Here is a 21,619-nt window from a genome sequence, read left to right on the forward strand (position 1 = left end):
CGAACACCTTTCGAGCAATTGACAAGATAGCTACAGGCTGAGGTCGCGCTTCCGGCCGAAGCTCCATTCGATCCCGCCGCCCTCCTTCGTGGTGCCGGCAACGTGCTGGCCCAACCTTTTCTCGAGCTCGCGCGACCAGGGCACCAGCTGAAATCCGAGCCCGTCGTCGATCATGGCGAAACGCCCCGAGGCGAGCGTCAACCGCTGACGATACGTGCCCGCCACGTGCTCGCGGGAGGCGCCCTTCACGTGAGGCAGGCCGGTCTCCGCCGAGATTCTTGCCGCCACCTCGTCCAGCTCGCGTCGGCGCAACGTGTTCAGGAGATCACGCTGGAATGTGATGCGCTGTCCCTGCCGCCGCGCCAGACCTTCCCGAACCAAATGCTCGGTGCGAGCTTCGAGAGCGTCGCGCGTCTGGCGACCGAAGCCGCCCATTGCGAGCGGCATGGGGTTGGATTCCACCAACCGGTGGTCGAGCCAGGTGGCGCCTTTTGCGGCGACCTGCTCTCCAAGATCGAGATCAGAACGGGCCGCAAGGACCAATGTCCGGCGCGGATCATCGGCCGGACCGAAGCGCCGGACCTCGACGATACCGCCGACGGATGGCGCATGTTCGAAAGCTTCGATTCCTCGGAACCGGACGTGGTGCGCGCGCCCGTCTGTCCCGTCGATCAGGGCGTAGGCCTCGCCGGTCAATTCGTCATGCAATCCACGATCGACCAGCCGTCCGATGATCTGGGACGTCGGCTGTCCACCTTCGATGACATAGTCGGCAACCCCGCGCGCCTCCCCACGCTCGCTGAAGGCGCGATGTATAGTCTTGATGATGTCGCCGCGCATGCCGAGGTCGCGGAGATTGCGTTCAGCCTCGAGCCCGACCATCCACTCCCCTGGCGCAGCTGACGCAGCAAGGCCCATCTTCTCCAGGTGCTGAAGACGGCCGACCATCAGGCGCCGGATTTCGGGATCGAAGCTGCCGGGATTGTCGGGGCGAAGATCGATATAGCCGGTTTCGTCGGCTGACAGCCGAATCTCCCGATCGAGCCGCGTCCATCGCTCTGCCGTGACTTCCCTCTCCAGCGAGGTGCGGATTTCATGCTCAGGTCTTGGACCCAGTTCGATGGCGACCAACTCCTCGGCGCGTGAGCGCAGGCCGCGGCTGATGTAGTCGCGGGAGATCACGAGGTCTGCGCCTGTGTCATCGACGCCACGAACGAGAAGATGGACGTGAGGGTTGTCCGTGTTCCAGTGATCGACGGCCACCCATTCGAGCCGCGTTCCGAGATCGATCTCCATCTGTTTGGCGAGGTCGCGGGTGAAGGCCCTGAGGTCAGTCATGTCACCGGCATCCTCGGGCGAGACAATGAATCGAAAATGATGACGGTCGCCCTGGCATCGTTCTGCGAAGGCCGCGCCGTCAGCTCGATCGCTGCCAGCATCGAACATCTCGGCCCGCTCACCGTTCCGGGTTACTCCGTCGCGCTTGAGGTATGAAAGATGAGCCGTCAACGGCGCCGAGCGGAACGAACGTCCCTTGTGACGCACGATGCGCGCCTTCACCACAACGCGCCGCGTCGGACTGAACAACCGGCTGCGACCAAAGGACAGCCGGCCGCGGCCAAACGTCGAGCGCCCATAGGCCGCAGAACGCCTGCCAAGTCCGACCTGACCCGACGTATGTCCGGCTTTCTTCGCGGCACGTAGCACCTGGTTGATGAAGCTCTTCGGCTTGGGCGCGCGGGCGCTGCGGATGCGCCCGGGCCGAATGCGCAGATCGCTGTCACGCAGGGTCATTGCCGGACCTCGAAAGGCGCCAAGGCAGCACAGTGCCGAAAATCTCCTTGATTGCGCTGTTCAAAATGTACGGCGCGGCACGCGCCCCGACCGACCGGCACGCCAGAACCCAAGCCATGCCAATGGCTTGCGGTTCGACCGGCGAGCCCCTTTTATCTCGCCGTCCTGCTGTCGTGCCGTAAGCGTCCGAATCCTGCACGGCTTTCCGAGAGTACGTTGTCGTTCCATATCGGGTTCCTTGCTGCATTGGAGGATCTCCGGTGGGTGCGGAATATTTCAAGAACGACGCGCGCCGTTCTTTTTGGTCGGTACACGTTGAAGCGTGGCGACGAAGCGGTCTCAGCAAGCGCAAATATTGTCGTCAGCATCGTCTCAGCGGCGGCACATTCGATCGCTGGCTGCGGCACCTGATCGACGCCGAAGCTCTGAAAATGCGTGCGGAATTGCGTCGCGAAGAACGTCGGGAGCGGCTCCGCAAGAAGCGGATTCCGTTGTCGAAGGACCAGCGCTGCAGGGCCGTGCAGGCGTTCTGGGCAATGCACGTCGAAGCGATGAGATGGTGCGGAATGAGCATGCAAGTATATGCCCGGGCACATGGCATATCGCAGCACAGCCTGAGGCGGTGGCGTGATCTGATCGACGCCAATGAAGTGGAAATCGACTGGCGCACGCAACTTCATCCGAGTGCCCGCCCACTCATAAGCACTAGTGCTAGCAGCGCTGCTAAGGAGTCCGTCACCGGAACGCGCTTGACAGATACGCCGACAGCTGATCGGCCGAACGATGGACGCGCCAACCGACGTCGCTTCAGTGACGAGGAGAAGCTCGCGATCGTGCGTGAGTCCGAACACCCCGATGCCAGTGCCGCCGAGGTTTGCAGGCGCCAGGGCATCGCCAGCAGCATGCTGTTCCGGTGGCGGGTACAGTTCGGGTTTGGCAAGCGAGCGCGCGCGAAGTTGGTGGCTGTGAAGGTCACCGGAGCACAATCGGAAGCGCTCGTTCTGAACGATCTGCTACAGCCGCCCGACGGCATGACGGTCGTCGAATTGGACGATGGACGGCGCGTCTTTGCACCGATGGGCAGCGATCCAGATGCAGTCCGTCGACACGTCATCGAACAGGAGATGGTGCGATGATGATCGTGCCGGCCGGGGTGAAGGTGCACCTGGCCTTGGGATATACCGACATGCGCAAGGGCCTGGATGGGCTCGCTACGCTCGTTCAGGAACACCTCAAGAAGGACCCGTTCTCCGGCCATCTGTTTGCCTTCCGCGGCAGGAATGCGAGCAGACTGAAAATCCTGTTCTGGGACGGCAACGGACTCTGTCTGTTCACCAAGCGCATCGATCAAGGTGGCTTCATCTGGCCTAGAATGAGCGATCCAGGTGGCACCGTAACGCTGTCTCCGGCGCAGCTTGCGATGCTGATCGAAGGCATCGATTGGCGCACACCCGAGCGTCGATGGCGCCCCGCCATCGCGGGCTGAGTCAGAGAAACCCGCATAAAATACAGCAGAGTTGCTTCTTCGAATCAGCGTGTTCGAGTAGAATCGAACATGCAGCTCGATCTCAACAATCTGCCGTCGGATACGACGCTTCTGCATCGTTTGGTGCGCGACATCGCCGCGACCATTGAGCATCGAGACAGCGAGATCGAGCGTCTTCAGGCCATCATCAAACAGCTTCAGCGCGCGCAGTTCGGGCGTCGCTCGGAGCGCCTTGATCCCGACCAACTGGCGCTCACACTGGAAGATATCGACAGCGATATCGGCCGCATTGAGGAAAGCCGGCCCACTACCGTAACGGAGACGCCCGAGGCACCGTCGCGGCGCAAGCCGCTGCCCGATCACCTGCCGCGCGAGGACATTCTGCTTGACGTCGATGGTGAGGCCTGTAGCTGCTGTGGCGGCGCCCTGCATGCCATCGGCGAGAGTGTCAGCGAGATGCTGGATTGGGTGCCGGCGCAGCTTCGCGTGGTGCGTATCACCCGCCTGAAGTACACCTGCCGTACCTGTGGCATTGTCGTTCAGTCGCCTGCGCCGGAGCGCCCGATCGCCGGCGGATTGGCGACTCCAGCGCTGCTCGCCCAGGTGCTGGTTAGCAAATACTGCGATCACACGCCGCTCTATCGGCAATCGCAAATCTTCGCCCGGCACGGCGTCGATCTCAGCCGTTCGACGCTGGCTGGATGGGTTGGCGGCGCGTGCTGGTGGCTCGAAGCGCTGCACGACCGATTGTGCAAGAACGTATTTGCCTCCGACCATCTGTTCGCCGACGACACACCGATCCCGGTGCTCGATCCGGGAAGAGGACGAACTAAGACAGGGCGCTTGTGGGTCTATGCTCGCGAACAGCGGCCCTGGGGCGGGCCTGAACCGCCGGCGGCGGTCTATTTGTTCGCACCCGACCGAAAGGCCGAGCGCCCGGTGTCGCATCTGGCGGGCTTCAAAGGTGTCCTGCATGTCGACGGCTATGCGGGCTTCGAGCATCTGACCGGCAACGGCGACGTCATGCTCGCTGCCTGTTGGGCACACACAAGACGCAAGTTCTACGAGGTTGCCGAGGCCACCGGTTCGCCCATAGCGACGGAAGCGCTGCGCCGGATCGGCGAACTCTATACTATTGAAGCCCGCGTCCGTGGGCAGTCGTCTGCCCATCGGCTCGCTGAGCGGCGCTCCTCCTCCAAGCCGGTCGTTCAGGCTATGCATACCTGGCTCGAAGCACAGCTTACTCGCGTACCCGGCAACAGCACGCTTGCCGAGGCGATCCGTTACGCACTCTCGAGGTGGAGCGGCCTGACGCGCTTCCTGCATGACGGCCGCATTGAACTCGACACGAATCCCGTTGAGCGCGCGATCAGGCCTGTAGCCCTCGGCCGCAAGAACCACCTCTTCGCCGGCAGCGACGGCGGTGGGACTCGTTGGGCAGTCGCCTGCTCGCTGATCGAGACCTGCAAGCTCAACAACGTCGAGCCTTACGCTTATCTGCGCGACGTGCTGCAGCGGATGGTTGAGGGGCATCCGGTAAACCGTGTTGACGAACTGCTGCCGTGGAACTGGCGCCCCGCAGAGCCCGCCGCTGCCACCACCTGAGCCGAGCCAGACTCTCGCCAAAGGTCCAAGATTAGACCAGGCGCAATGGCGACAGTGGTCTATTGTAACTATACTTCCCGACAGTCCATAATTGCGATGTGATGGAGATAAAGAGGTGACGCAGTCTTCCCGAAACGGAGCGGATGCCAAGCTGCTCTCCGAAGCCCTTGCCGCGCTTCGTGAGTTGGTCTCACGCGCGCGGGAAGCTACCGATGAGTCGTTCGACGACGGCCATTCGGTTGATACATGGAAGAGCGAAGAACTCAGGGCCGCGATAGAACGTGCCGAAGCAGTGATCGCGAAGGCGAAAGCTCCCAAAGCTGCTCCCCGTACAGAATAGGAGCTCGCCGAGTCGGCACATTGCCACCCAAGACCGTTAGGCTCGTCAAGACCCGACGTCATGTGCAGCCCTCGGACGCATACGTCGTGCCAAATGCATGCGCGCTTATGCATTCGCTCATCGCCGACCTCCCGCAACGAAGCTCGCGGAAAAAAGCCCGGTTGCTTGGGGTACGATGGCTGAAATGTCGTGTGCAACGCCCGCGATCGGAGTGTGATCCAGCATGAGGTCGCGCTGCGCCGACGTGGTGCTCTTGAGGCTTTCGGACCGCACAGCGAATAGCGTCGCTCCCGACGGCTGCAACCTGGCGACCGTCCCAGGAACGGAAATATCGCTGCCGATCGTTGGTGCAAGCTTCTGCAAATAAGCTCGGGTTTCAGCAGGCAATGCTCGACCAGCAAGATGTTCTTCGTAGCGACCAGGTCCCGCATTGTAGGCTGCGAGGAAGCCCGCCGAACCGTATCGGTCCTGCAGTTCCCGGAGATAGCCCGCACCAGCAAGGATGTTGTCGTGGGGATCGTAGGGATCGTTGCCAAGCTGGTATCGCAGGCGCAGCTCGGCCCAAGTCTGCGGCATGATCTGCATCAGCCCCATGGCACCTTTCGGAGATTTAGCCCACACGTCTCCAGCGCTCTCGACTTCCAAGACGGCGCGTATCCAGTACACTGGTAAGCCGAAGCGCCGCGAGGCCTCGTTAATGATCGGCGCAAACGCTTCGCTGGTTTGAGAGCTCGCTGTATGCTCTGCCGATCGTGTCTCGGCGAAAGCCGCAGCATCACTGATCGTCAGCGCGAGGAACAACGGCACGACCGAGCGAAGGCTTGTTTCGGCTGAACGCCAGCATGCCCTCGTGTTCGTACTCCTCCGGGGTAAGGTCTCGTGGCGCCGGCTTATCGGCCGCCTGCGAACAAATTCCGGGGCAGAGTCCGGACTGGCCCCGCGCGCGACAGCTCCGCGATCGTTGGCCGGGACGGAGGAACGGTGGAGCATTCGGTCGACCAGCGGAATAGCAGATCGGAATCCCAACACGCGCACGCTCAGTCCTCCCAGGTCCACACGGGGAGCGCACGCCCAAGGACGGCGGATGCCGGCAGAAAGCCGAAGTATCTTCCGTCCAGCGAGTCGGCGGATTGCCAGTTCATGACAAAGAGTTCGCCCTCGCCGACGACGCGGCAACCCTGCCATTTCGGGAGGGGACGGCCGCGGCCATCGCGATCTCTTGCCTCGCCCATTTTGATCGCGTCGACGGTAACTGCGAGCCCGGTTCTACAGACGGTCTGCCCCGGAAGTGCCAGCACCCGTTTGAGCATCGGTATCCCGGGCGGCAGATAGCCGCTCACGTCGAGGAAGGTTGCAAGCGGCTCCGGCGGCTGAATGGCGAGCAGCTCCGTCACGAACAGCTTTTCCGCAGGTTGCAAACGATACAGGCCGATTGGCACGCTGTCAGATGCATTCCAGACGTAGAGTGGCGTCAGGTCGAGACTCATCGGTCCGAGAAGAGCAGCAGCGCCGCCAAACATCGTGACCAAGGTCTTCCAGGAACCTGTCATCGCATGGTCCTCTGCCGTTGAAGCCACGCCTGGTGTCTCGCTTTCGTGTAGGGGCGGGGGTTTTCATTGACCGACATGCGGTTATGAACGTGATGCCAGTAATCGGGCGCAGCGTCCGCGGGATCGATGTCGAGCGCCTCGACAGCGCCGATCAACTGAAGCACCCGTTCGACCTTGGGCCAGCCGGATAGGCGCAGCAGAATGTCCCCGCCGGGCTTCACATAGGGCACCGTCGAGCATCGTTGTCCCGGTGCCACCGCGCGCAAAATATCGATCCGTGAGATCGCCGTTCCGAAGTCGTTTGATGTCCAGCGTACGAACGCGAAGATGCTGCCGGGCGCAAAGGACAGCACGCGTCGGCGGCGATCGAGGATTCTCTCCTCGACGGAGTGGCCAAACCGGATGCGGTTCTCAATGCGCTTCTCGAGCCAAAGGAGTTCAACTTCGGTGAAATTGTTCATGGTGCACTCCGAGTACAGAAAGGTCCTGGTTGCCTGGCGGGAGCGGAATTGCGACAGCGCGTCCTCGCCCTTCGCTCTCACTGTGGGGAGGCAGAACAGGCGGACGGTGGGTTATCCTCATCAGGCCCGAAGGCCCGGTCAGTTAGAAGAAATCCGAAGGATTTCTGGTTAGAAGAGTTACGGCGGCTGGAAAGCGCTAAAGGACCAAGGACTTCGATCCGATTCCGGTCCCCGATAGCACGAGGGTCGGGTCCCTGATGGCACGAGGGTTGCGGTCCCCGATAGCACGAGCTGATTCACAGGTTGTTGCCTCCCGATTTCGGAAGGAGATCGCGCTTGCGAAGTCTCTCGGTGAATGGATTGATGAGCGCGGGCGCGAACTTCAACCGCTCGGCGCCGTCACGATCGCGCGTGAGCACGAGTTGGTAGCCAGGCAATGTTTGGCGCTGGACAATCTGACGCACGTCATATGCAAAATGCTTGAGAGGCGAGAGACTGCCGGACTTGGCATGGAGATGCACAAGATCGAAACTCCAGCCGCCTTGCTGCCGGCCGCCATGCTTGCGCACGAGCCGGTAAAGCCAGCGCTCAAGTCCGCCCGTCAAATCGAAATACGCGCGATCAATCGTGAGCACGAGCGCGTCGTCGATCACGCCGGAATAGAACCAATCGGGCAAGATCAGTTCGAGCCCGAACGGGCGTCCGTTTGCGTCAGCCGTCTCCTTCCATTCGTTGATCCAGGAGAAACGATGCCGCCGTCGTTCCGCAATCTGGCGAATTGACGTCAACACGGTTGTCGATTGCAACCTGTCGAGCCCCGCCTTCAGGCGGTCGTAGTCGCGCGAGCTGGTGCCACGGCCGGCGAACGTCAGAATCTCGTAAGGCGTTGCAGCCATCAGGCGCGACGTCTTCAAGCCGGCGTCACGGGCTTCGACGATCTGGGAAGCGGCCCAGATCAAAACGTCCGCATCCCAAATGGTCGCCATGCCGTGTTCCGGCACCGCTTCGACCCGAATTGCGATCGCACCGGTACGAAAATCGATCGGCACAATACGCTTTGTTTTCGCGAGCGAGAAGAATGGATAAGCCATCAGATCCTGCGCGTCGCGGGGCGCGAGATCGCCGGGCAGTGCGCGGAAGAGTTCAAGCTGGTTGCGCTCGGAATGGTGTTTGCGTCGCATGACCATCGCTCTCAAACAGGGATCAGCGACGTTCCTGGCCCGCATAGGGGCGCAGCGTCGGGTGCTTCTTTGCGGGCAGCACAGTCCCTTTGCCGGGATCGGAGGTCGAGGTTTTGGCGCCGAGATCAGCCCATGCTTTCAGGTCATCTACGGCGTAGACGACACGCCCGCCAATCTTCCGATACGTCGGCCCGGTACCGTACGTGCGGTGCTTCTCCAGTGTGCGACCGGAAAGGCCAAGATAACGCGCGGCCTCCGATGTGCGCAGGAAGCGCGGGGGTAGGCCGGCCATCGGATCGGGCATTTGAGAACTCCAAGAGGACAGCGCGCCGCGGATGGTGGCATCGGCGTGTATGCGGTCATCATGGAGAAGCAAGTTCTCGGAGGAGGATGCCGAATATCGGGGGGCGGATTTTCGGCACCCCCTGGAGGTCTGCGCTACTCGTCCCCGCGCCCGGGCCGCAGAAGTTTGCGATAGCCTCCGCGCACGAGCGCAAGGCCGCTTTGTACGAGGCGGATTGTTCGGCTGCGCAAATCGTGCGTTTTCCAGACGCGATCCGGCATGCGCTTTTCGCCGAACAGAGCCTCTGCGATGCTGCGATAGGTCGCGCCGGCGAAATACGCGGCGACTGCGCGAAGGGCTGCGCATATTCGTTCGCGCCGCTGTTTTGACAAGCGATGGAAGGCAGGTCCTGGCGCGCGTCCATTCATCGCGCGCCATAGCCGCGTGGCAGCGTGCGCGCGCGCTTCGAAATCGCGGTCAAGCGGCAACTCAGCCGCATAGTAAGTGCCTGCGGTCAGCGGCTGTTTTGACCAGATGCGATGCTCAACCGAGCCGATGCGCAGCACCGCATGCCAACCGTCGGCGGCGCGGCACACCTGGCCGGCAGTAAAATCGAGCAGCGGCTGCGATGCTGATTTGTGAGAAAGAGGCGGCGCGGTTGTCACGGGGACAACGGACGCTAGAACCTCAGGTGTCCAAAAGATGACCTGTTCTTTGGAGGACTTTTGCGGGTCATGGGCGAAAGCAGATACCCCACCTCCTCCTGAATTCCTCGGTCACTTCGCCATCTGGGCTATCCGCAATCATCGCTTCGTAGTCGCGTTGATAGTCCACGTTCATACGAAGGCCTTCCCAGGCGATGTGAGTGATCTCAGCGTTCTCCAGGCTCTTAAATGAATCTGGCGAACGCCAGTCGAATTCAGACATTGCTTCCGTCCCATTGCACGCAGCCAACAAAGATTGCGGCGCAATAGTTATGAACGAAGCGGTTGTAGGAAGCCTCTAGTTTGGCACCACGTGGTGCTTGAGAATGACCACCGGTTAGCGGGAGAAAATTGTTTTGGCTGCAAGTCTTCCGTCAGCGAGTTTCGTCTATTTTGAGCCGGCGCCGCGTAAGAGGCGCCCCTGCTCGGTCACCCATTTTGCGCGCGCAAGATGACTCTGATATGCAGCCCGCGCACGGTCCGGCTCTCGCTCCGGGTCGATGTGCAAGACGATTCGAGCAACCTCCCGCCAGTCCGCTCCCTGACCTTCCGCCTGCAAAAGGCGAATGTACGTGACAACATGCTGTTCGTCATAGGCGGTCAGCGTTGCCTCGTTCGGCGCGACATCCGCGACGTCAGGATCTAGCTGCGGTTTTGTCATGACCACCCCAACAAACAGCGAATGATTCTAATCTCCCTAGAAGGCCGAGATTGTCCCGACGTCTCATTTTAGCCCCATTGGGACCTAGCCGACCAGCGAGCCGCTCGAAATACATACTATAGGAGATAAACCTCATAGTATGTAAAGACGCAACTTGCGCCGATGGACATGCGCAAGCTGGTCGGCCGGAATTTCGCAAGACTGCGGAAGCAGAAGCGCTTCACGCAGGAGAAATTCGCCGAAATGTCCGGCTTCACTCAGCAATATATCAGTGACCTGGAGCGCGGCCGCCGTAACCCAACTGTCGTAACCCTTTTTGAGCTCGCCAGCACGTTAGGTGTCAGTCACGTTGAATTGGTAGTTCCTGACGAAGACGCGCGAAGCGACCGATCAAAGCCGGCTAAACGGAAATGATCGGGTCGGCAAGAATCATTTTAAGTCATCGTAACCCATGACTCTCGCGACAGCCGGGCTGGAGGCCCGACGAGCGCGCCCGACGTGGATACGTGTCGCCGCCGCCGATCCGGCTTACCGGATTGGCGGCGATGCATTGGGCCTTGGAAGCGAGGCCGCGCGAACGTTCCCGACTGCTCGGCTCATGTCATCAAATGGCCCGTTCCATCAAGCGCTTTGCTTTGCCCTCCAGTTCGAGCGCGTATCTGATGAGACCTGCCGCGGGCAAATGGGTAATGGCCTGCACGAAATCAAAGATGCTTTCCGGCTTGCGATGTTTTTCGCCCAAAACGGCTTCGATGATGTTCAAGGGTCAGATCGCCATCGCGATAGACCTGCATCAGTTTCGGAGAGACCGCGCCGAGCCGCAGGACAACATGCGACGCATGCCGAAGCGGGCGGCGATTTCTTCCGCACCAAAACCGCGCTTTTCCGCTAGCTTCTTGAAGGCCTCGAACAGATCGGCGGGATGCACAATTTCCCGCGTGACGTTCTCGTCTAGACTGATTTCGTGCGGATCGTTCGCAGTGTCGATGCAGCGGATCGGCTCGGTCTTCTTGATCTCCTTGCGCTTCACTCTCAGAAGCCAGGCAAGCCGTCTGCAAACCCCGTGGCCGCCCTTCTCTGTCCAACCCCGGTTCGACCACCAGATTCTGCGAGATACTCTTGGCGGCGACTCGCTACATAAGCTTCGATCGCCGCCTCACTGTGCGGGGTTTTGCGCGCATTCTTCGGGGACTCCGACGAACGCTTAGCCGTCCCCACACTGCAGTACCGATCCCGCTGGACTAGGAAATTTGTAATGTTCGTGCTACATATTCGCGAAATATGTCGTATGAAGGACACAAATGCCTACCCCCCACAATCCCCCTGCCGCCGTTCGGCGGGCGCTGCGCAAGCTCGGCGCGGACATCCATGACGCCCGGCGGCGTCGGCGGCTGCCGATGGCCGTCGTCGCCGAGCGCGCCTTCACGTCCCGCTCGACGCTGCAGAGAGTCGAAGCCGGCGACACCAACGTCAGCATCGGCATCTATGCCGGCGTTCTCCAGGCGCTCGGCCTGCTCGACGGCCTGATCAAGCTCGCCGACATCAGCAACGACAGCGTCGGCCAAGCGCTCGCCAGCGCCGAGCTGCCCAAACACATCCACCTCAAACGCAAGACCGGAGCCTCACGTGATGGCTGACTTCGAGGTGCATATCGATCTCGGCGGCCGCGCGCGCCGCATTGGACTGGCGAGGAGCAACCGTGCTCGAGGCTCGGAGACCATCCTCTTCGAGTACGATGGCGCATGGCTTGATGACTCGGACCGGTTCTCCCTGGAACCCGCCCTCGCCCTGACGCGCGGCGCCTTTGCTCCTCCTGCCGGACTGGCGACTTTCGGCTCGATTGGCGACTCCGCGCCTGACACCTGGGGTCGCCGCCTCATGCAGCGCGCCGAACGCCGCCTCGCCGACCGTGAAGGCCGCGCCGTTCGCACGCTTGCAGAAAGCGACTATTTGCTCGGCGTTGCCGACGAAGCGCGACTTGGCGCACTTCGTTTCCGCTGGGTCGGCGACGAAACTTTCCAGGCGCCGACCCGCGCCGGAGTACCGGCCCACATCGAACTCGGGCGGCTGCTCCAGATCACCGAGCGCATTCTGCGCGATGAGGAAACGGAGGAAGATCTCAAGCTCATCTTTGCGCCCGGCTCCTCCCTCGGTGGTGGGCGGCCGAAGGCCTCGGTCATCGACCAACACGGCAATCTCGCGATCGCCAAGTTTCCAAAGGAGACCGACGACTACAGCATGGAGACCTGGGAGGAGATTGCGCTGCGGCTCGCCAGCAAGGCCGGGATCGCCACCCCGCAACACGAACTGATCGAAGTAGCCGGCAAGGCCGTCATGATGTCGCGCCGCTTCGATCGCAATGACGCCGTCCGCGTCCCGTTCCTGTCCGCCATGGCGATGATGGGCGCCAAAGACGGCGAGCGCGGCAGCTACCCTGAGATTGTCGACGCTCTCGCGCAACATGGTGCGCAAGGAAAGACGGACGCCCATGCCGTCTACAGGCGTGTCGTCTTCAATGTGCTGATCTCCAATCTCGATGATCATCTGCGCAACCACGGTTTCCTGTGGTTGGGAAAGGCGGGATGGTCGCTCTCTCCGGCTTACGATCTCAATCCCGTGCCTACTGAAGTGAAGGCGCGGGTGCTGACGACGAACATCGATCTCGACGAAGGCACCTGCTCGCTCGACCTGCTTGAGGCCGCATCGCAGTATTTTGGGCTTACGCTGACGCAGGCCCGCGCGATCATTAAGGAAGTCGCGACCGCGACCGCGACCTGGCGCGACACGGCCAAAGCAGCCGGCGCCCGCGCGGCCGAGATCAATCGCATGGCCAGCGCTTTCGAACACGACGATCTCAAACGAGCGCGGGCGCTTTGACACGGACATTCCTTCATAGCTTCGATCCTGCAGCGGCGCGCCCCATCGCCGGCCCGACTGTCGAGCTTGAAGTCCCCGATATCGAGGATGGCGGCATTCGGGAGGTGCTGCAGATACCCGGCGCCGCCCGCGTGCTCAATTCTCAGCGCGCTGCTGGCGCCGACCGGCGCGGGAACGCCTTTCATCTTCAGGGGGCCGCGTGGGCAGGCGCGCGACATCAAAGTCGCGACCTCAGGTCTGTTTGGACGCTCGCCGTCTCGTGCGACACTTCAATCTTTCGATCTTTGCGCAGCTCGGTAGGCTTCTAAACAAATCTCGCGACCGCCAGTCGAATTCAGGCATTACTTCCGCTTCCATTGCATACGACCAACAAGGATTGCGGAGCAATAACTCTGAACGATTGAATTGCAGGAAGTCCCTCGTTTGGCACCACGTGGTGCGCGAAAATGACCACGGAAAATAGTTTAGCCGCAAATTCTAGTCGGCAACTTTCTATTTTGAGCCCACGCCACGTAAGAGGCGCCCCTGCTCGGTCACCCATTTGGCGCGCGCACGATGACTCTGGTATGCGTTGCGCGCACGGTCCGGCTCCCGCTCCGGATCGATATGCAAGACGATTCGAGCTACTTCCCGCCAGTCCGCCCCCTCACCCTCCGCCTGCAGAAGGCGAATGTACGTGACGACATGCTGTTTGTCATAGGCTGTCAGCGTCGTCTCGTTCGGCGCCACATCGGCGACATCGGGATCTACTGGCGGTCCTTTCATATGGGTATACAGCAGCCGTTGGAGCCTATGCCTGTCTCGTCGAGCAACCTAACGCAATAGGTCGGTTATAGCCAGTGGTTTGATGGCCTACCGAATGGCTGCTTTTGCGCATGAAAGCTCGTGCGCTTGTTGCCTGGAATGTCCGCCGGATACGCGTTGATCGCGGCATTCCGCAGGAGCAATTGGCATACGATGCCGGGATCGATCGCTCATACATGGGCGGTCTTGAGCGGCAATCGGAGAACCCGACGATTGATCTGCTCGATCGACTGGCCGAAACGCTAGATGTTGAACTATCAGAGTTCTTTGTTCAGCCACCCAAAGGAACCGCGCCCCCTAAGACGCTGCCTAAGGGTCGAAAGCCGATCCGAACGAAGCGCAAGAAACGGGAGAGCGCTTAGGTCCAGGACATCAGATATCCACTCGCCCCGGGACAAACAGAGACGCTGTCCCTCGCTCAACACGAGAACGACGATCTGATCCGGAAGGCTAGGTTCTGCTCCATTTCTTCAGTTGCGCAGTGCAGCGACCATGTCTGAAGTCCGGATCGCAATTGAAGACATCCTCGAACGAACGTTCGAGTTCGGGCTGAGAGGTGACGTTATCATTCAACCTCCGCGCTGTCGTGCTCAGCTCGCCGTGTCCGGTTGGCGATGTTTATGTCCAGAACCAGACACCGAGCCACGAACCTTCTGTCGACGCGGCACGGATCACATGATCTTTGCTCAGTTCAAGCAAGGCTCGCACAACATCTTTGCTGGCACGTCGATTGCTGTAACACGGCCAGGTATTCGTACGATCGGGGCGATCCAACACTCACCGGCCGAGGAATGCATTGACTTGGTCCGCAGTGGCCCGGCGGCTACCGTAAAAACGGAAAGTTTTGAGAAGCCATGACAAGAGATGCGCCGTTGTCCGCCGTCAGAGACGTAGTGCGGGAGAGGCGGATCGACCTAGCCGCAGCCTATCGGCTGGTACACCGGCTCGGTCTCGATGACGGCATCTACACCCACATCTCGGTCAGCCTTCCCGACGCTCATGATCGGTTTTTGATCAATCCATTCGGCCTGCGCTTCGAAGAGGTGACCGCCTCCAACCTTGTCACGGTCGATATGGACGGCAACATTGTCGACGATCCCCTCCGGCTCGGCATCAATCCGGCCGGCTTCACCATTCACAGCGCGATCCACTCAGCGCGCAAAGATGCGATTTGCGTGCTGCACACCCACACGATTGCGGGCGTTGCGGTCTCATCGCTGAAAGAGGGGCTGTTGCCTCTCAATCAATGGTCATTGCAGTTCACCGAACGTGTCGCCTATCATGATTACGAAGGAGTCGCGCTCGATCTCGATGAGCGCGCTCGTCTGGTCGCCGATCTCGGCGACAAGTTCGTGATGGTGTTGCGCAATCACGGCTTGGTCACCTGCGGACGCTCGGTCGCCGAAGCCTTCAAATTGATGCACAATCTCGAGCGGTCCTGCCGTGCGCAGCTGGCGATCCAGGCTACGGGCGCCGCAATTGCGCCTGTCTCCGAAGGAGTCGCCCGTTACACCGCCCAGCAATACGCCAATCTTTACGACAGCATCGAAGTGCAGGGGACATCTGATATCGAATGGGCCGCCTTCAGGCGGATGCTGGAGCGGACGGATGCTAACTACATGAACTAGCACTCATCAAGGAAGCGAAATGCATGCATTGGCCTAGGTGGGGATCTGACGGAATTCGATTTAGGTTGGATCGTTGACTGGTTAATGTTGCCCACTGTCAAACCGAGCGCGGCATGTCATTCCGTCGGTTCCGAGGAAACCAGGAGTCTAACTCCCTAATTGTCTTCATGAGGCGGCACCTAGACTGCGCTGAGGATGCGCGAAGGCGTGACGCGCACAAACCGGCTCGTTATCGGCTTGGCACAGGAATTTTATGCTCGGCAATAACGCGAAACGTTTTCTCAAAAAGGGGCTAGCAGGCGGAGTGCCGTTATGAGCGGCCAGGAAGAGCCGGATAAGCGTGCGACGACAAGCAAGTCAGGCGGGATAACTCTGTCGAGCCTGCTCGCCGAGATCCGGGCGCGTCGGTCTGAGTTCGTCATCGCGCAGAAGATCCCGGACGACATCATCCACGGCTTTAAGCGGCTTGGCGTCTATCGAGCAATGGTCGCCAAGTGTTTCGGCGGCGAGGAGCGAACGCCGGCGCAGTTTTGCCGCGTGATCGAGCGCATTTCCGAGGCGGACGGCTCCGCAGGTTGGGTGGCAAGCTTCGGCAGTGCCGCTTGCTATCTCGCCGCGCTTCCCATTGAGACGCTTCGCAAGATCTATGCGAATGGACCCGATGTGGTGTACGCAGGCGGGCTTTTCCCGCTGCAGCCGGCCCGGCGCAGCACCGACGGCTTTATCGTCAACGGGGTGTGGCAGTTCGGCAGCGGCTCGCCCGGCGCGGACCTGATCGGCGTCGGCATCACGGTGGAAGGCGTCTCAAGCGAGGGCCTTCCGCGTGTTGCCGTGATGCCGGCCGACAAAGTGACAATCCGCTCCAATTGGGACGTGATCGGACTGCAAGGCACCGGCAGCCACGAGCTCGTGGTCAGGGATGTCGCAGTGCCGGAGGAATGGACCCTGATCCGCGGCGGCCGGTCGTCGCTCGATACAGCGATCTACCGCTATCCGTCCGTGGCGTTCGCCGCGCAGGTGCTTGCGATCGTCGGCATCGGTATTGCGCGCTCCGCGCTGGACGATGTCATCGCCATGGCCCGGAGCGGCCCCTCGATCACTGGAGCACCCGCTATGGCCGAGCGCGGCTACATCCAGTTGGAGATAGCCAGAGCCGAGGCCATGCTGCGCTCCGCCCGTTCCTTCTTCTATGAGGCCACCGAGGAGCTGTGGAACGAAGCGCTCAATGGCCCGGCAAATCCGACCACGGTGATGCTGATGCGGCTCGCTGCGACGAATGCCGCACGATGCAGCGCCGAAATCGCTAAGATCGCCTGCGGTCTTGCCGGAACCAGATCAGTTTACGCAACGCACAATCTGGCGCGGGCGATGTGCGACAGTTTTGTGGTAGCCCAGCACGCCTTTCTCAGCGAGGGAACGCTGCAGAGCGCCGGCCAGCTCCTCCTCGGGCTCCCCGCGCAACCGGGTTTTCCATGAAGTGGCTCTAATTCACGATCCTTTCCGCACGCCGTCCCGCAACAGGAACGTTGCGAGATGGCCACGGCAGCCCAAGCTACTCCAGTTGTCCATCCACTCACTTGATGGCCTTGATTGGCGGATCTGCGTTATAGAGCCATCTGCAGCGCGACAGGATTACGCAGCCGCCAACCCTATTTGGTCGGCCAGAAGGGATCATCCTGGCCCGTGAGCCGCTTCTCGTAAAAGATCACCGGATATCCGTGTCGCATCCCTTCCTTGCGTCGAACATAGCCAGAGCTCTCATAAAGTCTTTGAGCCCCTACTTGGATCGTTGTGGTGTCGAGCACGATCGACCTGAATTCCAGCACAACGGCTCGCGCTTCCAAAGCACCAAGAATCCTTCTTCCAAGTCCCCGTCCTTGGAGGGCGGGATCGACCCGCATACGCTTTAACTCTGCGACGTCATCATCAATAGGTCTCAGCCCAGCCATTGCGACGAGACGGGAACCAATATGCGCCAGTATGAAGTCACCGCCTGACGCAATGTAGGCCTCCCCGATGTTCCGTAAATCATCCTCCCATTTACCTTCCGGGCCACACACACCAACATCCTCCGATGCTGTTCTATGCAGATGCCACACGTCATCGGTATCGGCTGACTCAAAGCGACGAAAGACCACTTCGTCCTGAGACATTGACCAATCACCTTCCAAGTTGCATTGGAACGCCATGACTCTGCCACCCCTCTCTGCCACCCTTGGCGTCTGCCGAGGACAATACCACGCCCGGCTTACGGACGCGCTGGAGTCAACAACCGCTGAGACAGTACAGCCTCGACAGTTTCCGACACCTCAACGCCGACAATTGATCGGCCTGGCCCAACCGTGTATTTTAAAGCCGCACCACGGTGCATCCGCGTAAACCGATCCAACGCACAAACGCAAGACGCGCGCAACCTCGCGATTTCACCATGAGGATGCTCCGTCACGGGCGAAATGGTTGCAGACCTGGGAAAGTTCATTTTCCCTTCTAGCCAACCTGGCTTGACCCAGGCGCTCTCCTTGTCTGGCGACAGCCAACGGAATACCTCGCGAATGCATCCCTGTGGATAGTATTCGGACAGCCGATATACGTCCCTATAAAATTGGGGTCTTTGGCGGAACAGCTCTTCGCCGATCAACAGCACCGAGACTGCCACAACGCGGGCTGAGAAACGGCCGCTTGGGCCAAGTGTATTTTTGTAAGGATTTTTTTCGTAGAACACGCGAAACTGGCCAAATAGGTCCGGCGACATATGTTCGTAAAAGCGCGTCAGTACACAATTTGCCGACTCAAGGCGCTCTAGACATCGCGAAAGACATTGACCTGCATCCGCGTCGGCGACATCACGCAACTCAACTAGCGCCTCAATTGCTGACTGCAATTCGGTCTCGATCAGTTGATGGCCTAAGCAAAAGTCGCGCTCCTCGACCCCAGCCGCGCCAAGGCAATATACGCGAGGGTCGCTTTGCACCGGATTCGTAAGGATCATATCTTCATAGGAGAGGACCCCGATGCTAGGCTGCCGTTCAAGAGTCAAGCGCGCCAGACGACTCAATGCCACTCCCACGGTCTGTTCGGCGTCCCAAGGATGGAGCCCGGCAAACGCGGACACCTGATAAGCAGAATTGACGAGATACTGGACGTCGGTCTTGGCGACCTCGAAATCGGACTGCGGTAAACTCAGCAGTAGCGCATCATAGTCCATCTCCGCAGTAATTGCGTTTATGGTACCACGAAGGTCCTTAACCGCTTCGCTCGGTCGTTCACTGCATTTGATGTCCGCAATACGGTGGGGCAGTTGATCGACGACAAAATCACTGAACAATCCAAGCGGGCGTTTTCGCTGTTTGCGGTCGATGGTGTCGGTCAGATGAGAAAATATGTCCCGCGAAGCCAGGAGCGGCGGTTCTGGGGCAGCAAACGAACCAGTATCGATCATAGCCGAGGGTACCTACCTCATTGAAAAACAGCTTTCATCTCGGCGCTTGACCCGTATCTTGCGGCCGGCGAGTAATCGTGCTTTTCGAGAGGATCAGTTCGTTTGTCTTTTATCCTGCTGTCATTGTACGCGACCTGCTCAAGCACACTATCCGAGAAAAATCGCAATGACACTGCGCCCGAATTGACAATGCCGGAAGCTGTTAACGAAAGCAGGCCATCATTTGAAATGCAGATGAGTCCTGCCTCATTCAGGATTTTAAGCTCGCGAGCAAAGTATCCCTCGAGGGATACCCCAAATTCCTGCTCGAAACGGGAGAGCAACACGCCGCTGCTTCGCAAAGCGAATATGACCGTTCTGCGCATGAGATCGTCTCGCGACAAGACGACACCCTTCCACACCGGTTTCTCGTCCGCCTCAACCTTGTCCAAGTAGCGATCCAAATCTACCTCGTTATAGAACTGGCACTCACTCATGTAACCAAATCCGCTAACCCCAAACGGGACCAGGTTATTGTCGTTCCAGGAATCGTATTTGCGGGTCTGCTGAACGGAGTGCGGCTGCGACCTTTTAGTCCAATAGAAAATCGGCCCATGGCGATAGCCGAGGCTGGTAAGGATGTGCTCCGCCATGAAATGCATTATGATGCGCTCCTTAGCCCCGGCGAATTGATATCGTCCGCTAGCCAAATGGCGGGCTACGAGGTCCGTCGATTTGAACATCAATGGGAATACATTGAACTTCTCTATTCCCATAACGATGAGGCCGATGAGGGAGTCGTACCAGCTCCGAAGCGTTTGCTGCGGCAACCCATACATGAGGTCAAGGGATAGATTCCCAACGCCCATGTCGTTCAGCAATTTCACTGTCTGCATCACCTCGTCTACACCGTGCCCGCGGTTGAGGATGCGCAAAATACTTCGATCGAGAGTTTGAACACCGAGAACGAAGCGATTTACGCCGCCTCTCAGTAAGGTCGACACGCGATCTGCAGCGTCCACTTGCTTGGCGAGAGAGGGATGTAATTCGAAACTCACTTCGGACTTGGACAAATCAAAGCGCTGCTTAATCATACCAAACAGCGTTTTGAGTTGATCGTTCGTCAAAAATGAAGGAGTGCCGCCTCCAATGAAGGCTGTCTCAATGGTTCTGCCGGCAAGCGCCGCCTCCGACCAACTCATCTCCTTTTCTAGAGCTGCCAAGTAACGTTCGATTCGCCCGCGAGGTGGATTAATCTGCTTGCCGAAGTGGCAAAAGGTACAATTTTGATGGCAGAAGGGGATGTGAAAATACAGATCAATTGACGAGGCAATCCGATCCAACAACTTTTCGGGATTGAAGTCCCCCATTGCCTTAAGAGGCGGATATGTACCGACGAGATAATCGTTAAACGTGTCAAGGTGCAAATTTCGCGACCTCAACATGTCAATGTTGATGTCGTACGACCGATCGATCGCGAGCTCCAGGGCTTCGGAATAGCTTGGCGCGCGCATCTTTTGGACTCCTTCAGCGTTTGCGTGCGGGGCAGGACACGATGGCGGCTGAGTTCGTTCGACGACGATAATCAGACCTCTCAGCCGAGGCGAACATTGTTCGTCTGTCGCGAAGCGGCACCCAATGCTTCACACACGGCGCTGAAGGATTTCTCGAAAAATGATGCGCGAGCCCCCGGATGTGACGAAAGCGGAATCGCTGGGCGAACTCGGTCCGGTCCAGCGGGCTCGCGCACAACTTCTGTCCTGTCCCCCTCACCCCTGGGAGCAATCGAAGTTCGAAACGGACACCGAGCTTCATCTGGTTTCCTCCGAATCGGGGCCGACATGGGCGCGCCGCTGCATGCTTGAGCTGCGCAACACGGCCCAACAAACTCCATCACCGTGGACCAGCAATCGGCATGCCACAAAAAGCGAGCGCGCCTTGCTTGGAGAGAACCCAAAAACATATGCTGCGAGCGGCGAAGACGGAAGACTTGCGCCTCGCGCGTCCGATTAGGGACATAAAACGTCTTCGAGCGGACACGACCGAACACGACAACCCGAGTTTTGAGTAACGGCGGCTATTTCTGAATCTAACGCGTACATCCGTTCAAGGATGATGTTCGTAATGCCGGACCTTAGGGCTGCAGCGCTTTTGGCGCAGTTCCAGTTGGCCGATCCATCGATCGTTGCGACTTTGAAGCCTCTCTAACCCCCGACAGCATGCGATTAGATGCTCATCGTGACCATCGTGATTGCACTGATCGCTGCACAAGAAACCGGTCGGGCGCGGCAGAGTGCAAGCGCTCTCGCGTTATGCATCCCAGTTGATACCGAGTTGCCATCAGCGGATGAACCGTTGGAGCGCTCAACGAATCATGCCGCATTTTTCCGCGACGAGAGGCGTCGGAGGAATCGAACCGGCACGGTGCTTCCTCGCCGGATGAAAGGATGTCGACGATCCGCAGATCGTTCACGGACAGGACCGCGAAAGTCGATCAACGCGAGGCGCGAAGCGCAGTGGCCTCGCGACTATTCTTTGATGCCCGGGCGAGCGAAACGCCCCGCCCGGCGGACCGGGCGGGGCTTTTTGGCGACCTCAGTCGCCGTTCTTACGGGGCCGCGACCAGATCAGGCTGAAGCCGTCGCCGTCCTCGTCGTTGAACAGGTTGGCGTAGATCGGTGCGTTGAACGAGGGGTCNTCGAGCTTGAGCGAGAGATAGTCGCGGCCCTCCTCGGAGCGCTTCGACCAGGCGGCCCCGATCTCGGCCCGGCCGACGAAGACGCGGTGGCTCGGGGCGTTCTCGTTGGTGCGGTTGGCCTCGGGCACG

General features: G+C 59.7%; 25 protein-coding genes and 1 pseudogene. 10 read left to right on the forward strand and 16 right to left on the reverse strand.

Translation table 11 applies throughout. From position 1 onward, the window contains the following. Nucleotides 1-30: 30 nt before the first annotated feature. A complete protein-coding gene (locus A3M7_RS0120055; protein WP_027545503.1) occupies nucleotides 31-1,794 on the reverse strand; it encodes a VirD2 family relaxase/mobilization nuclease in 1,764 nt (587 codons plus the stop codon). A gap of 260 nt (nucleotides 1,795-2,054) precedes the next feature. Between A3M7_RS0120055 and A3M7_RS0120060 the strand changes: the two genes are divergently transcribed. The 4 genes from A3M7_RS0120060 to A3M7_RS46870 all read left to right on the forward strand — a co-directional run bounded on the left by A3M7_RS0120060 (nucleotide 2,055) and on the right by A3M7_RS46870 (nucleotide 5,225). After that, the gene (locus tag A3M7_RS0120060; RefSeq protein ID WP_027545504.1) at nucleotides 2,055-2,930 is read left to right on the forward strand and encodes a transposase; all 876 of its coding nucleotides are present in this window, start codon (nucleotides 2,055-2,057) and stop codon (nucleotides 2,928-2,930) included. Continuing rightward, the gene (gene tnpB / locus A3M7_RS0120065; protein WP_027545505.1) at nucleotides 2,927-3,280 is read left to right on the forward strand and encodes an IS66 family insertion sequence element accessory protein TnpB; all 354 of its coding nucleotides are present in this window, start codon (nucleotides 2,927-2,929) and stop codon (nucleotides 3,278-3,280) included. Before A3M7_RS0120060 ends, tnpB begins: the two co-directional genes overlap by 4 nt. Before the next feature lie 69 nt (nucleotides 3,281-3,349). Further along, entirely contained in the window at nucleotides 3,350-4,885 is a 1,536-nt protein-coding gene (locus A3M7_RS0120070; protein WP_027545506.1) for an IS66 family transposase, read from the forward strand. Between the two features lie 115 nt (nucleotides 4,886-5,000). Next, nucleotides 5,001-5,225 carry a hypothetical protein gene (locus A3M7_RS46870; RefSeq protein WP_027545507.1) on the forward strand — a complete coding sequence of 75 codons (225 nt, stop codon included), beginning with the start codon at nucleotides 5,001-5,003 and terminating at the stop codon, nucleotides 5,223-5,225. Between the two features lie 117 nt (nucleotides 5,226-5,342). On the opposite strand, the gene A3M7_RS0120080 is transcribed toward A3M7_RS46870, so the two are convergent. The 8 genes from A3M7_RS0120080 to A3M7_RS0120115 all read right to left on the reverse strand — a co-directional run bounded on the left by A3M7_RS0120080 (nucleotide 5,343) and on the right by A3M7_RS0120115 (nucleotide 10,065). Then, nucleotides 5,343-6,032 carry a lytic transglycosylase domain-containing protein gene (locus tag A3M7_RS0120080; protein ID WP_027545508.1) on the reverse strand — a complete coding sequence of 230 codons (690 nt, stop codon included), beginning with the start codon at nucleotides 6,030-6,032 and terminating at the stop codon, nucleotides 5,343-5,345. 230 nt (nucleotides 6,033-6,262) lie between these two features. After that, nucleotides 6,263-6,775, reverse strand: coding sequence for a S26 family signal peptidase (locus A3M7_RS0120085; protein ID WP_027545509.1), 513 nt, complete (start codon nucleotides 6,773-6,775; stop codon nucleotides 6,263-6,265). Beyond that, nucleotides 6,772-7,236, reverse strand: coding sequence for a DUF2840 domain-containing protein (locus A3M7_RS0120090; RefSeq protein ID WP_027545510.1), 465 nt, complete (start codon nucleotides 7,234-7,236; stop codon nucleotides 6,772-6,774). Before A3M7_RS0120090 ends, A3M7_RS0120085 begins: the two co-directional genes overlap by 4 nt. Nucleotides 7,237-7,532: 296 nt before the next feature. Beyond that, nucleotides 7,533-8,417 (reverse strand): replication initiator protein A, encoded by an 885-nt coding sequence (locus A3M7_RS0120095; RefSeq protein WP_027545511.1) that lies wholly within the window; start codon nucleotides 8,415-8,417, stop codon nucleotides 7,533-7,535. A 22-nt stretch (nucleotides 8,418-8,439) separates the two neighbouring features. Then, a complete protein-coding gene (locus A3M7_RS0120100) occupies nucleotides 8,440-8,721 on the reverse strand; it encodes an AlpA family transcriptional regulator (protein WP_027534820.1) in 282 nt (93 codons plus the stop codon). Nucleotides 8,722-8,855: 134 nt separating this feature from the next. Then, nucleotides 8,856-9,365: a DUF2285 domain-containing protein gene (locus A3M7_RS0120105; protein ID WP_245284290.1), complete on the reverse strand. Its 510-nt coding sequence runs from the start codon at nucleotides 9,363-9,365 to the stop codon at nucleotides 8,856-8,858. A gap of 67 nt (nucleotides 9,366-9,432) precedes the next feature. Then, nucleotides 9,433-9,627 carry a transcriptional regulator domain-containing protein gene (locus A3M7_RS44675; RefSeq protein WP_049823579.1) on the reverse strand — a complete coding sequence of 65 codons (195 nt, stop codon included), beginning with the start codon at nucleotides 9,625-9,627 and terminating at the stop codon, nucleotides 9,433-9,435. 165 nt (nucleotides 9,628-9,792) lie between these two features. Further along, nucleotides 9,793-10,065: a hypothetical protein gene (locus A3M7_RS0120115; protein ID WP_027545513.1), complete on the reverse strand. Its 273-nt coding sequence runs from the start codon at nucleotides 10,063-10,065 to the stop codon at nucleotides 9,793-9,795. A 162-nt stretch (nucleotides 10,066-10,227) separates the two neighbouring features. Between A3M7_RS0120115 and A3M7_RS0120120 the strand changes: the two genes are divergently transcribed. After that, nucleotides 10,228-10,479: a helix-turn-helix domain-containing protein gene (locus A3M7_RS0120120; protein WP_027545514.1), complete on the forward strand. Its 252-nt coding sequence runs from the start codon at nucleotides 10,228-10,230 to the stop codon at nucleotides 10,477-10,479. Nucleotides 10,480-10,669: 190 nt separating this feature from the next. Here A3M7_RS0120120 and A3M7_RS48720 read toward each other — a convergent pair whose 3' ends face one another. Together A3M7_RS48720 and A3M7_RS46875 are read right to left on the reverse strand one after the other, a co-directional pair. Continuing rightward, the gene (locus A3M7_RS48720) at nucleotides 10,670-10,828 is read right to left on the reverse strand and encodes a hypothetical protein (RefSeq protein ID WP_198033785.1); all 159 of its coding nucleotides are present in this window, start codon (nucleotides 10,826-10,828) and stop codon (nucleotides 10,670-10,672) included. Next, a pseudogene (locus tag A3M7_RS46875) lies at nucleotides 10,824-11,259 on the reverse strand (ParB/RepB/Spo0J family partition protein); the annotation flags it as partial. The pseudogene A3M7_RS46875 and the gene A3M7_RS48720, both read right to left, overlap by 5 nt. A 107-nt stretch (nucleotides 11,260-11,366) precedes the next feature. Here A3M7_RS46875 and A3M7_RS0120135 point away from each other — a divergent pair. Together A3M7_RS0120135 and A3M7_RS0120140 are read left to right on the forward strand one after the other, a co-directional pair. Continuing rightward, nucleotides 11,367-11,702 carry a helix-turn-helix domain-containing protein gene (locus A3M7_RS0120135; RefSeq protein WP_027545516.1) on the forward strand — a complete coding sequence of 112 codons (336 nt, stop codon included), beginning with the start codon at nucleotides 11,367-11,369 and terminating at the stop codon, nucleotides 11,700-11,702. Beyond that, nucleotides 11,695-12,942: a type II toxin-antitoxin system HipA family toxin gene (locus A3M7_RS0120140; protein ID WP_027545517.1), complete on the forward strand. Its 1,248-nt coding sequence runs from the start codon at nucleotides 11,695-11,697 to the stop codon at nucleotides 12,940-12,942. Before A3M7_RS0120135 ends, A3M7_RS0120140 begins: the two co-directional genes overlap by 8 nt. Nucleotides 12,943-13,434: 492 nt before the next feature. On the opposite strand, the gene A3M7_RS46885 is transcribed toward A3M7_RS0120140, so the two are convergent. Then, nucleotides 13,435-13,707: a DUF2285 domain-containing protein gene (locus tag A3M7_RS46885; protein ID WP_084302318.1), complete on the reverse strand. Its 273-nt coding sequence runs from the start codon at nucleotides 13,705-13,707 to the stop codon at nucleotides 13,435-13,437. Nucleotides 13,708-13,817: 110 nt separating this feature from the next. Here A3M7_RS46885 and A3M7_RS46890 point away from each other — a divergent pair, with 110 nt between their 5' ends. The 3 genes from A3M7_RS46890 to A3M7_RS0120155 all read left to right on the forward strand — a co-directional run bounded on the left by A3M7_RS46890 (nucleotide 13,818) and on the right by A3M7_RS0120155 (nucleotide 16,850). Beyond that, nucleotides 13,818-14,108, forward strand: coding sequence for a helix-turn-helix domain-containing protein (locus A3M7_RS46890; protein ID WP_084302319.1), 291 nt, complete (start codon nucleotides 13,818-13,820; stop codon nucleotides 14,106-14,108). A 492-nt stretch (nucleotides 14,109-14,600) separates the two neighbouring features. Continuing rightward, complete coding sequence (locus A3M7_RS0120150; protein ID WP_027545519.1) at nucleotides 14,601-15,374, forward strand: class II aldolase/adducin family protein; 774 nt, start codon at nucleotides 14,601-14,603, stop codon at nucleotides 15,372-15,374. A 312-nt stretch (nucleotides 15,375-15,686) separates the two neighbouring features. Continuing rightward, nucleotides 15,687-16,850 (forward strand): acyl-CoA dehydrogenase family protein, encoded by a 1,164-nt coding sequence (locus tag A3M7_RS0120155; RefSeq protein ID WP_027545520.1) that lies wholly within the window; start codon nucleotides 15,687-15,689, stop codon nucleotides 16,848-16,850. A 173-nt stretch (nucleotides 16,851-17,023) separates the two neighbouring features. Here the strand turns inward: A3M7_RS0120155 and A3M7_RS0120160 are convergent, their stop codons facing one another. The 4 genes from A3M7_RS0120160 to A3M7_RS0120180 all read right to left on the reverse strand — a co-directional run. Further along, the gene (locus A3M7_RS0120160) at nucleotides 17,024-17,527 is read right to left on the reverse strand and encodes a GNAT family N-acetyltransferase (protein ID WP_027545521.1); all 504 of its coding nucleotides are present in this window, start codon (nucleotides 17,525-17,527) and stop codon (nucleotides 17,024-17,026) included. 95 nt (nucleotides 17,528-17,622) lie between these two features. Then, nucleotides 17,623-18,813 carry a hypothetical protein gene (locus A3M7_RS44680; RefSeq protein ID WP_084302320.1) on the reverse strand — a complete coding sequence of 397 codons (1,191 nt, stop codon included), beginning with the start codon at nucleotides 18,811-18,813 and terminating at the stop codon, nucleotides 17,623-17,625. A gap of 17 nt (nucleotides 18,814-18,830) precedes the next feature. Further along, nucleotides 18,831-20,306: a coproporphyrinogen-III oxidase family protein gene (locus tag A3M7_RS0120170; protein WP_027545522.1), complete on the reverse strand. Its 1,476-nt coding sequence runs from the start codon at nucleotides 20,304-20,306 to the stop codon at nucleotides 18,831-18,833. Between the two features lie 1,081 nt (nucleotides 20,307-21,387). Continuing rightward, the coding region (locus tag A3M7_RS0120180) for a DUF736 domain-containing protein (protein ID WP_027545523.1) at nucleotides 21,388-21,619 on the reverse strand (232 nt) is incomplete at its 5' end.

It is taken from the genome of Bradyrhizobium sp. WSM2254 (assembly GCF_000472645.1).
Classification (GTDB): Bacteria; Pseudomonadota; Alphaproteobacteria; order Rhizobiales; family Xanthobacteraceae; genus Bradyrhizobium; species Bradyrhizobium niftali.

Excerpts from the sequence above, each read along its gene's own strand:
- tnpB (WP_027545505.1), top strand. The coding sequence starts at position 2,927 with ATGATGATCGTGCCGGCCGGGGTGAAGGTGCACCTGGCCTTGGGATAT.
- A3M7_RS0120140 (WP_027545517.1), top strand. The coding sequence starts at position 11,695 with ATGGCTGACTTCGAGGTGCATATCGATCTCGGCGGCCGCGCGCGCCGC.
- A3M7_RS0120115 (WP_027545513.1), bottom strand. The coding sequence starts at position 10,065 with ATGACAAAACCGCAGCTAGATCCTGACGTCGCGGATGTCGCGCCGAAC.
- A3M7_RS0120135 (WP_027545516.1), top strand. The coding sequence starts at position 11,367 with ATGCCTACCCCCCACAATCCCCCTGCCGCCGTTCGGCGGGCGCTGCGC.
- A3M7_RS0120085 (WP_027545509.1), bottom strand. The coding sequence starts at position 6,775 with ATGACAGGTTCCTGGAAGACCTTGGTCACGATGTTTGGCGGCGCTGCT.
- A3M7_RS0120070 (WP_027545506.1), top strand. The coding sequence starts at position 3,350 with ATGCAGCTCGATCTCAACAATCTGCCGTCGGATACGACGCTTCTGCAT.
- A3M7_RS0120155 (WP_027545520.1), top strand. The coding sequence starts at position 15,687 with ATGAGCGGCCAGGAAGAGCCGGATAAGCGTGCGACGACAAGCAAGTCA.
- A3M7_RS0120100 (WP_027534820.1), bottom strand. The coding sequence starts at position 8,721 with ATGCCCGATCCGATGGCCGGCCTACCCCCGCGCTTCCTGCGCACATCG.
- A3M7_RS44675 (WP_049823579.1), bottom strand. The coding sequence starts at position 9,627 with ATGTCTGAATTCGACTGGCGTTCGCCAGATTCATTTAAGAGCCTGGAG.
- A3M7_RS46885 (WP_084302318.1), bottom strand. The coding sequence starts at position 13,707 with ATGAAAGGACCGCCAGTAGATCCCGATGTCGCCGATGTGGCGCCGAAC.
- A3M7_RS0120160 (WP_027545521.1), bottom strand. The coding sequence starts at position 17,527 with ATGTCTCAGGACGAAGTGGTCTTTCGTCGCTTTGAGTCAGCCGATACC.
- A3M7_RS0120095 (WP_027545511.1), bottom strand. The coding sequence starts at position 8,417 with ATGCGACGCAAACACCATTCCGAGCGCAACCAGCTTGAACTCTTCCGC.
- A3M7_RS0120055 (WP_027545503.1), bottom strand. The coding sequence starts at position 1,794 with ATGACCCTGCGTGACAGCGATCTGCGCATTCGGCCCGGGCGCATCCGC.
- A3M7_RS0120150 (WP_027545519.1), top strand. The coding sequence starts at position 14,601 with ATGACAAGAGATGCGCCGTTGTCCGCCGTCAGAGACGTAGTGCGGGAG.
- A3M7_RS0120120 (WP_027545514.1), top strand. The coding sequence starts at position 10,228 with ATGGACATGCGCAAGCTGGTCGGCCGGAATTTCGCAAGACTGCGGAAG.
- A3M7_RS44680 (WP_084302320.1), bottom strand. The coding sequence starts at position 18,813 with ATGATCGATACTGGTTCGTTTGCTGCCCCAGAACCGCCGCTCCTGGCT.
- A3M7_RS0120090 (WP_027545510.1), bottom strand. The coding sequence starts at position 7,236 with ATGAACAATTTCACCGAAGTTGAACTCCTTTGGCTCGAGAAGCGCATT.
- A3M7_RS0120170 (WP_027545522.1), bottom strand. The coding sequence starts at position 20,306 with ATGCGCGCGCCAAGCTATTCCGAAGCCCTGGAGCTCGCGATCGATCGG.
- A3M7_RS46890 (WP_084302319.1), top strand. The coding sequence starts at position 13,818 with ATGAAAGCTCGTGCGCTTGTTGCCTGGAATGTCCGCCGGATACGCGTT.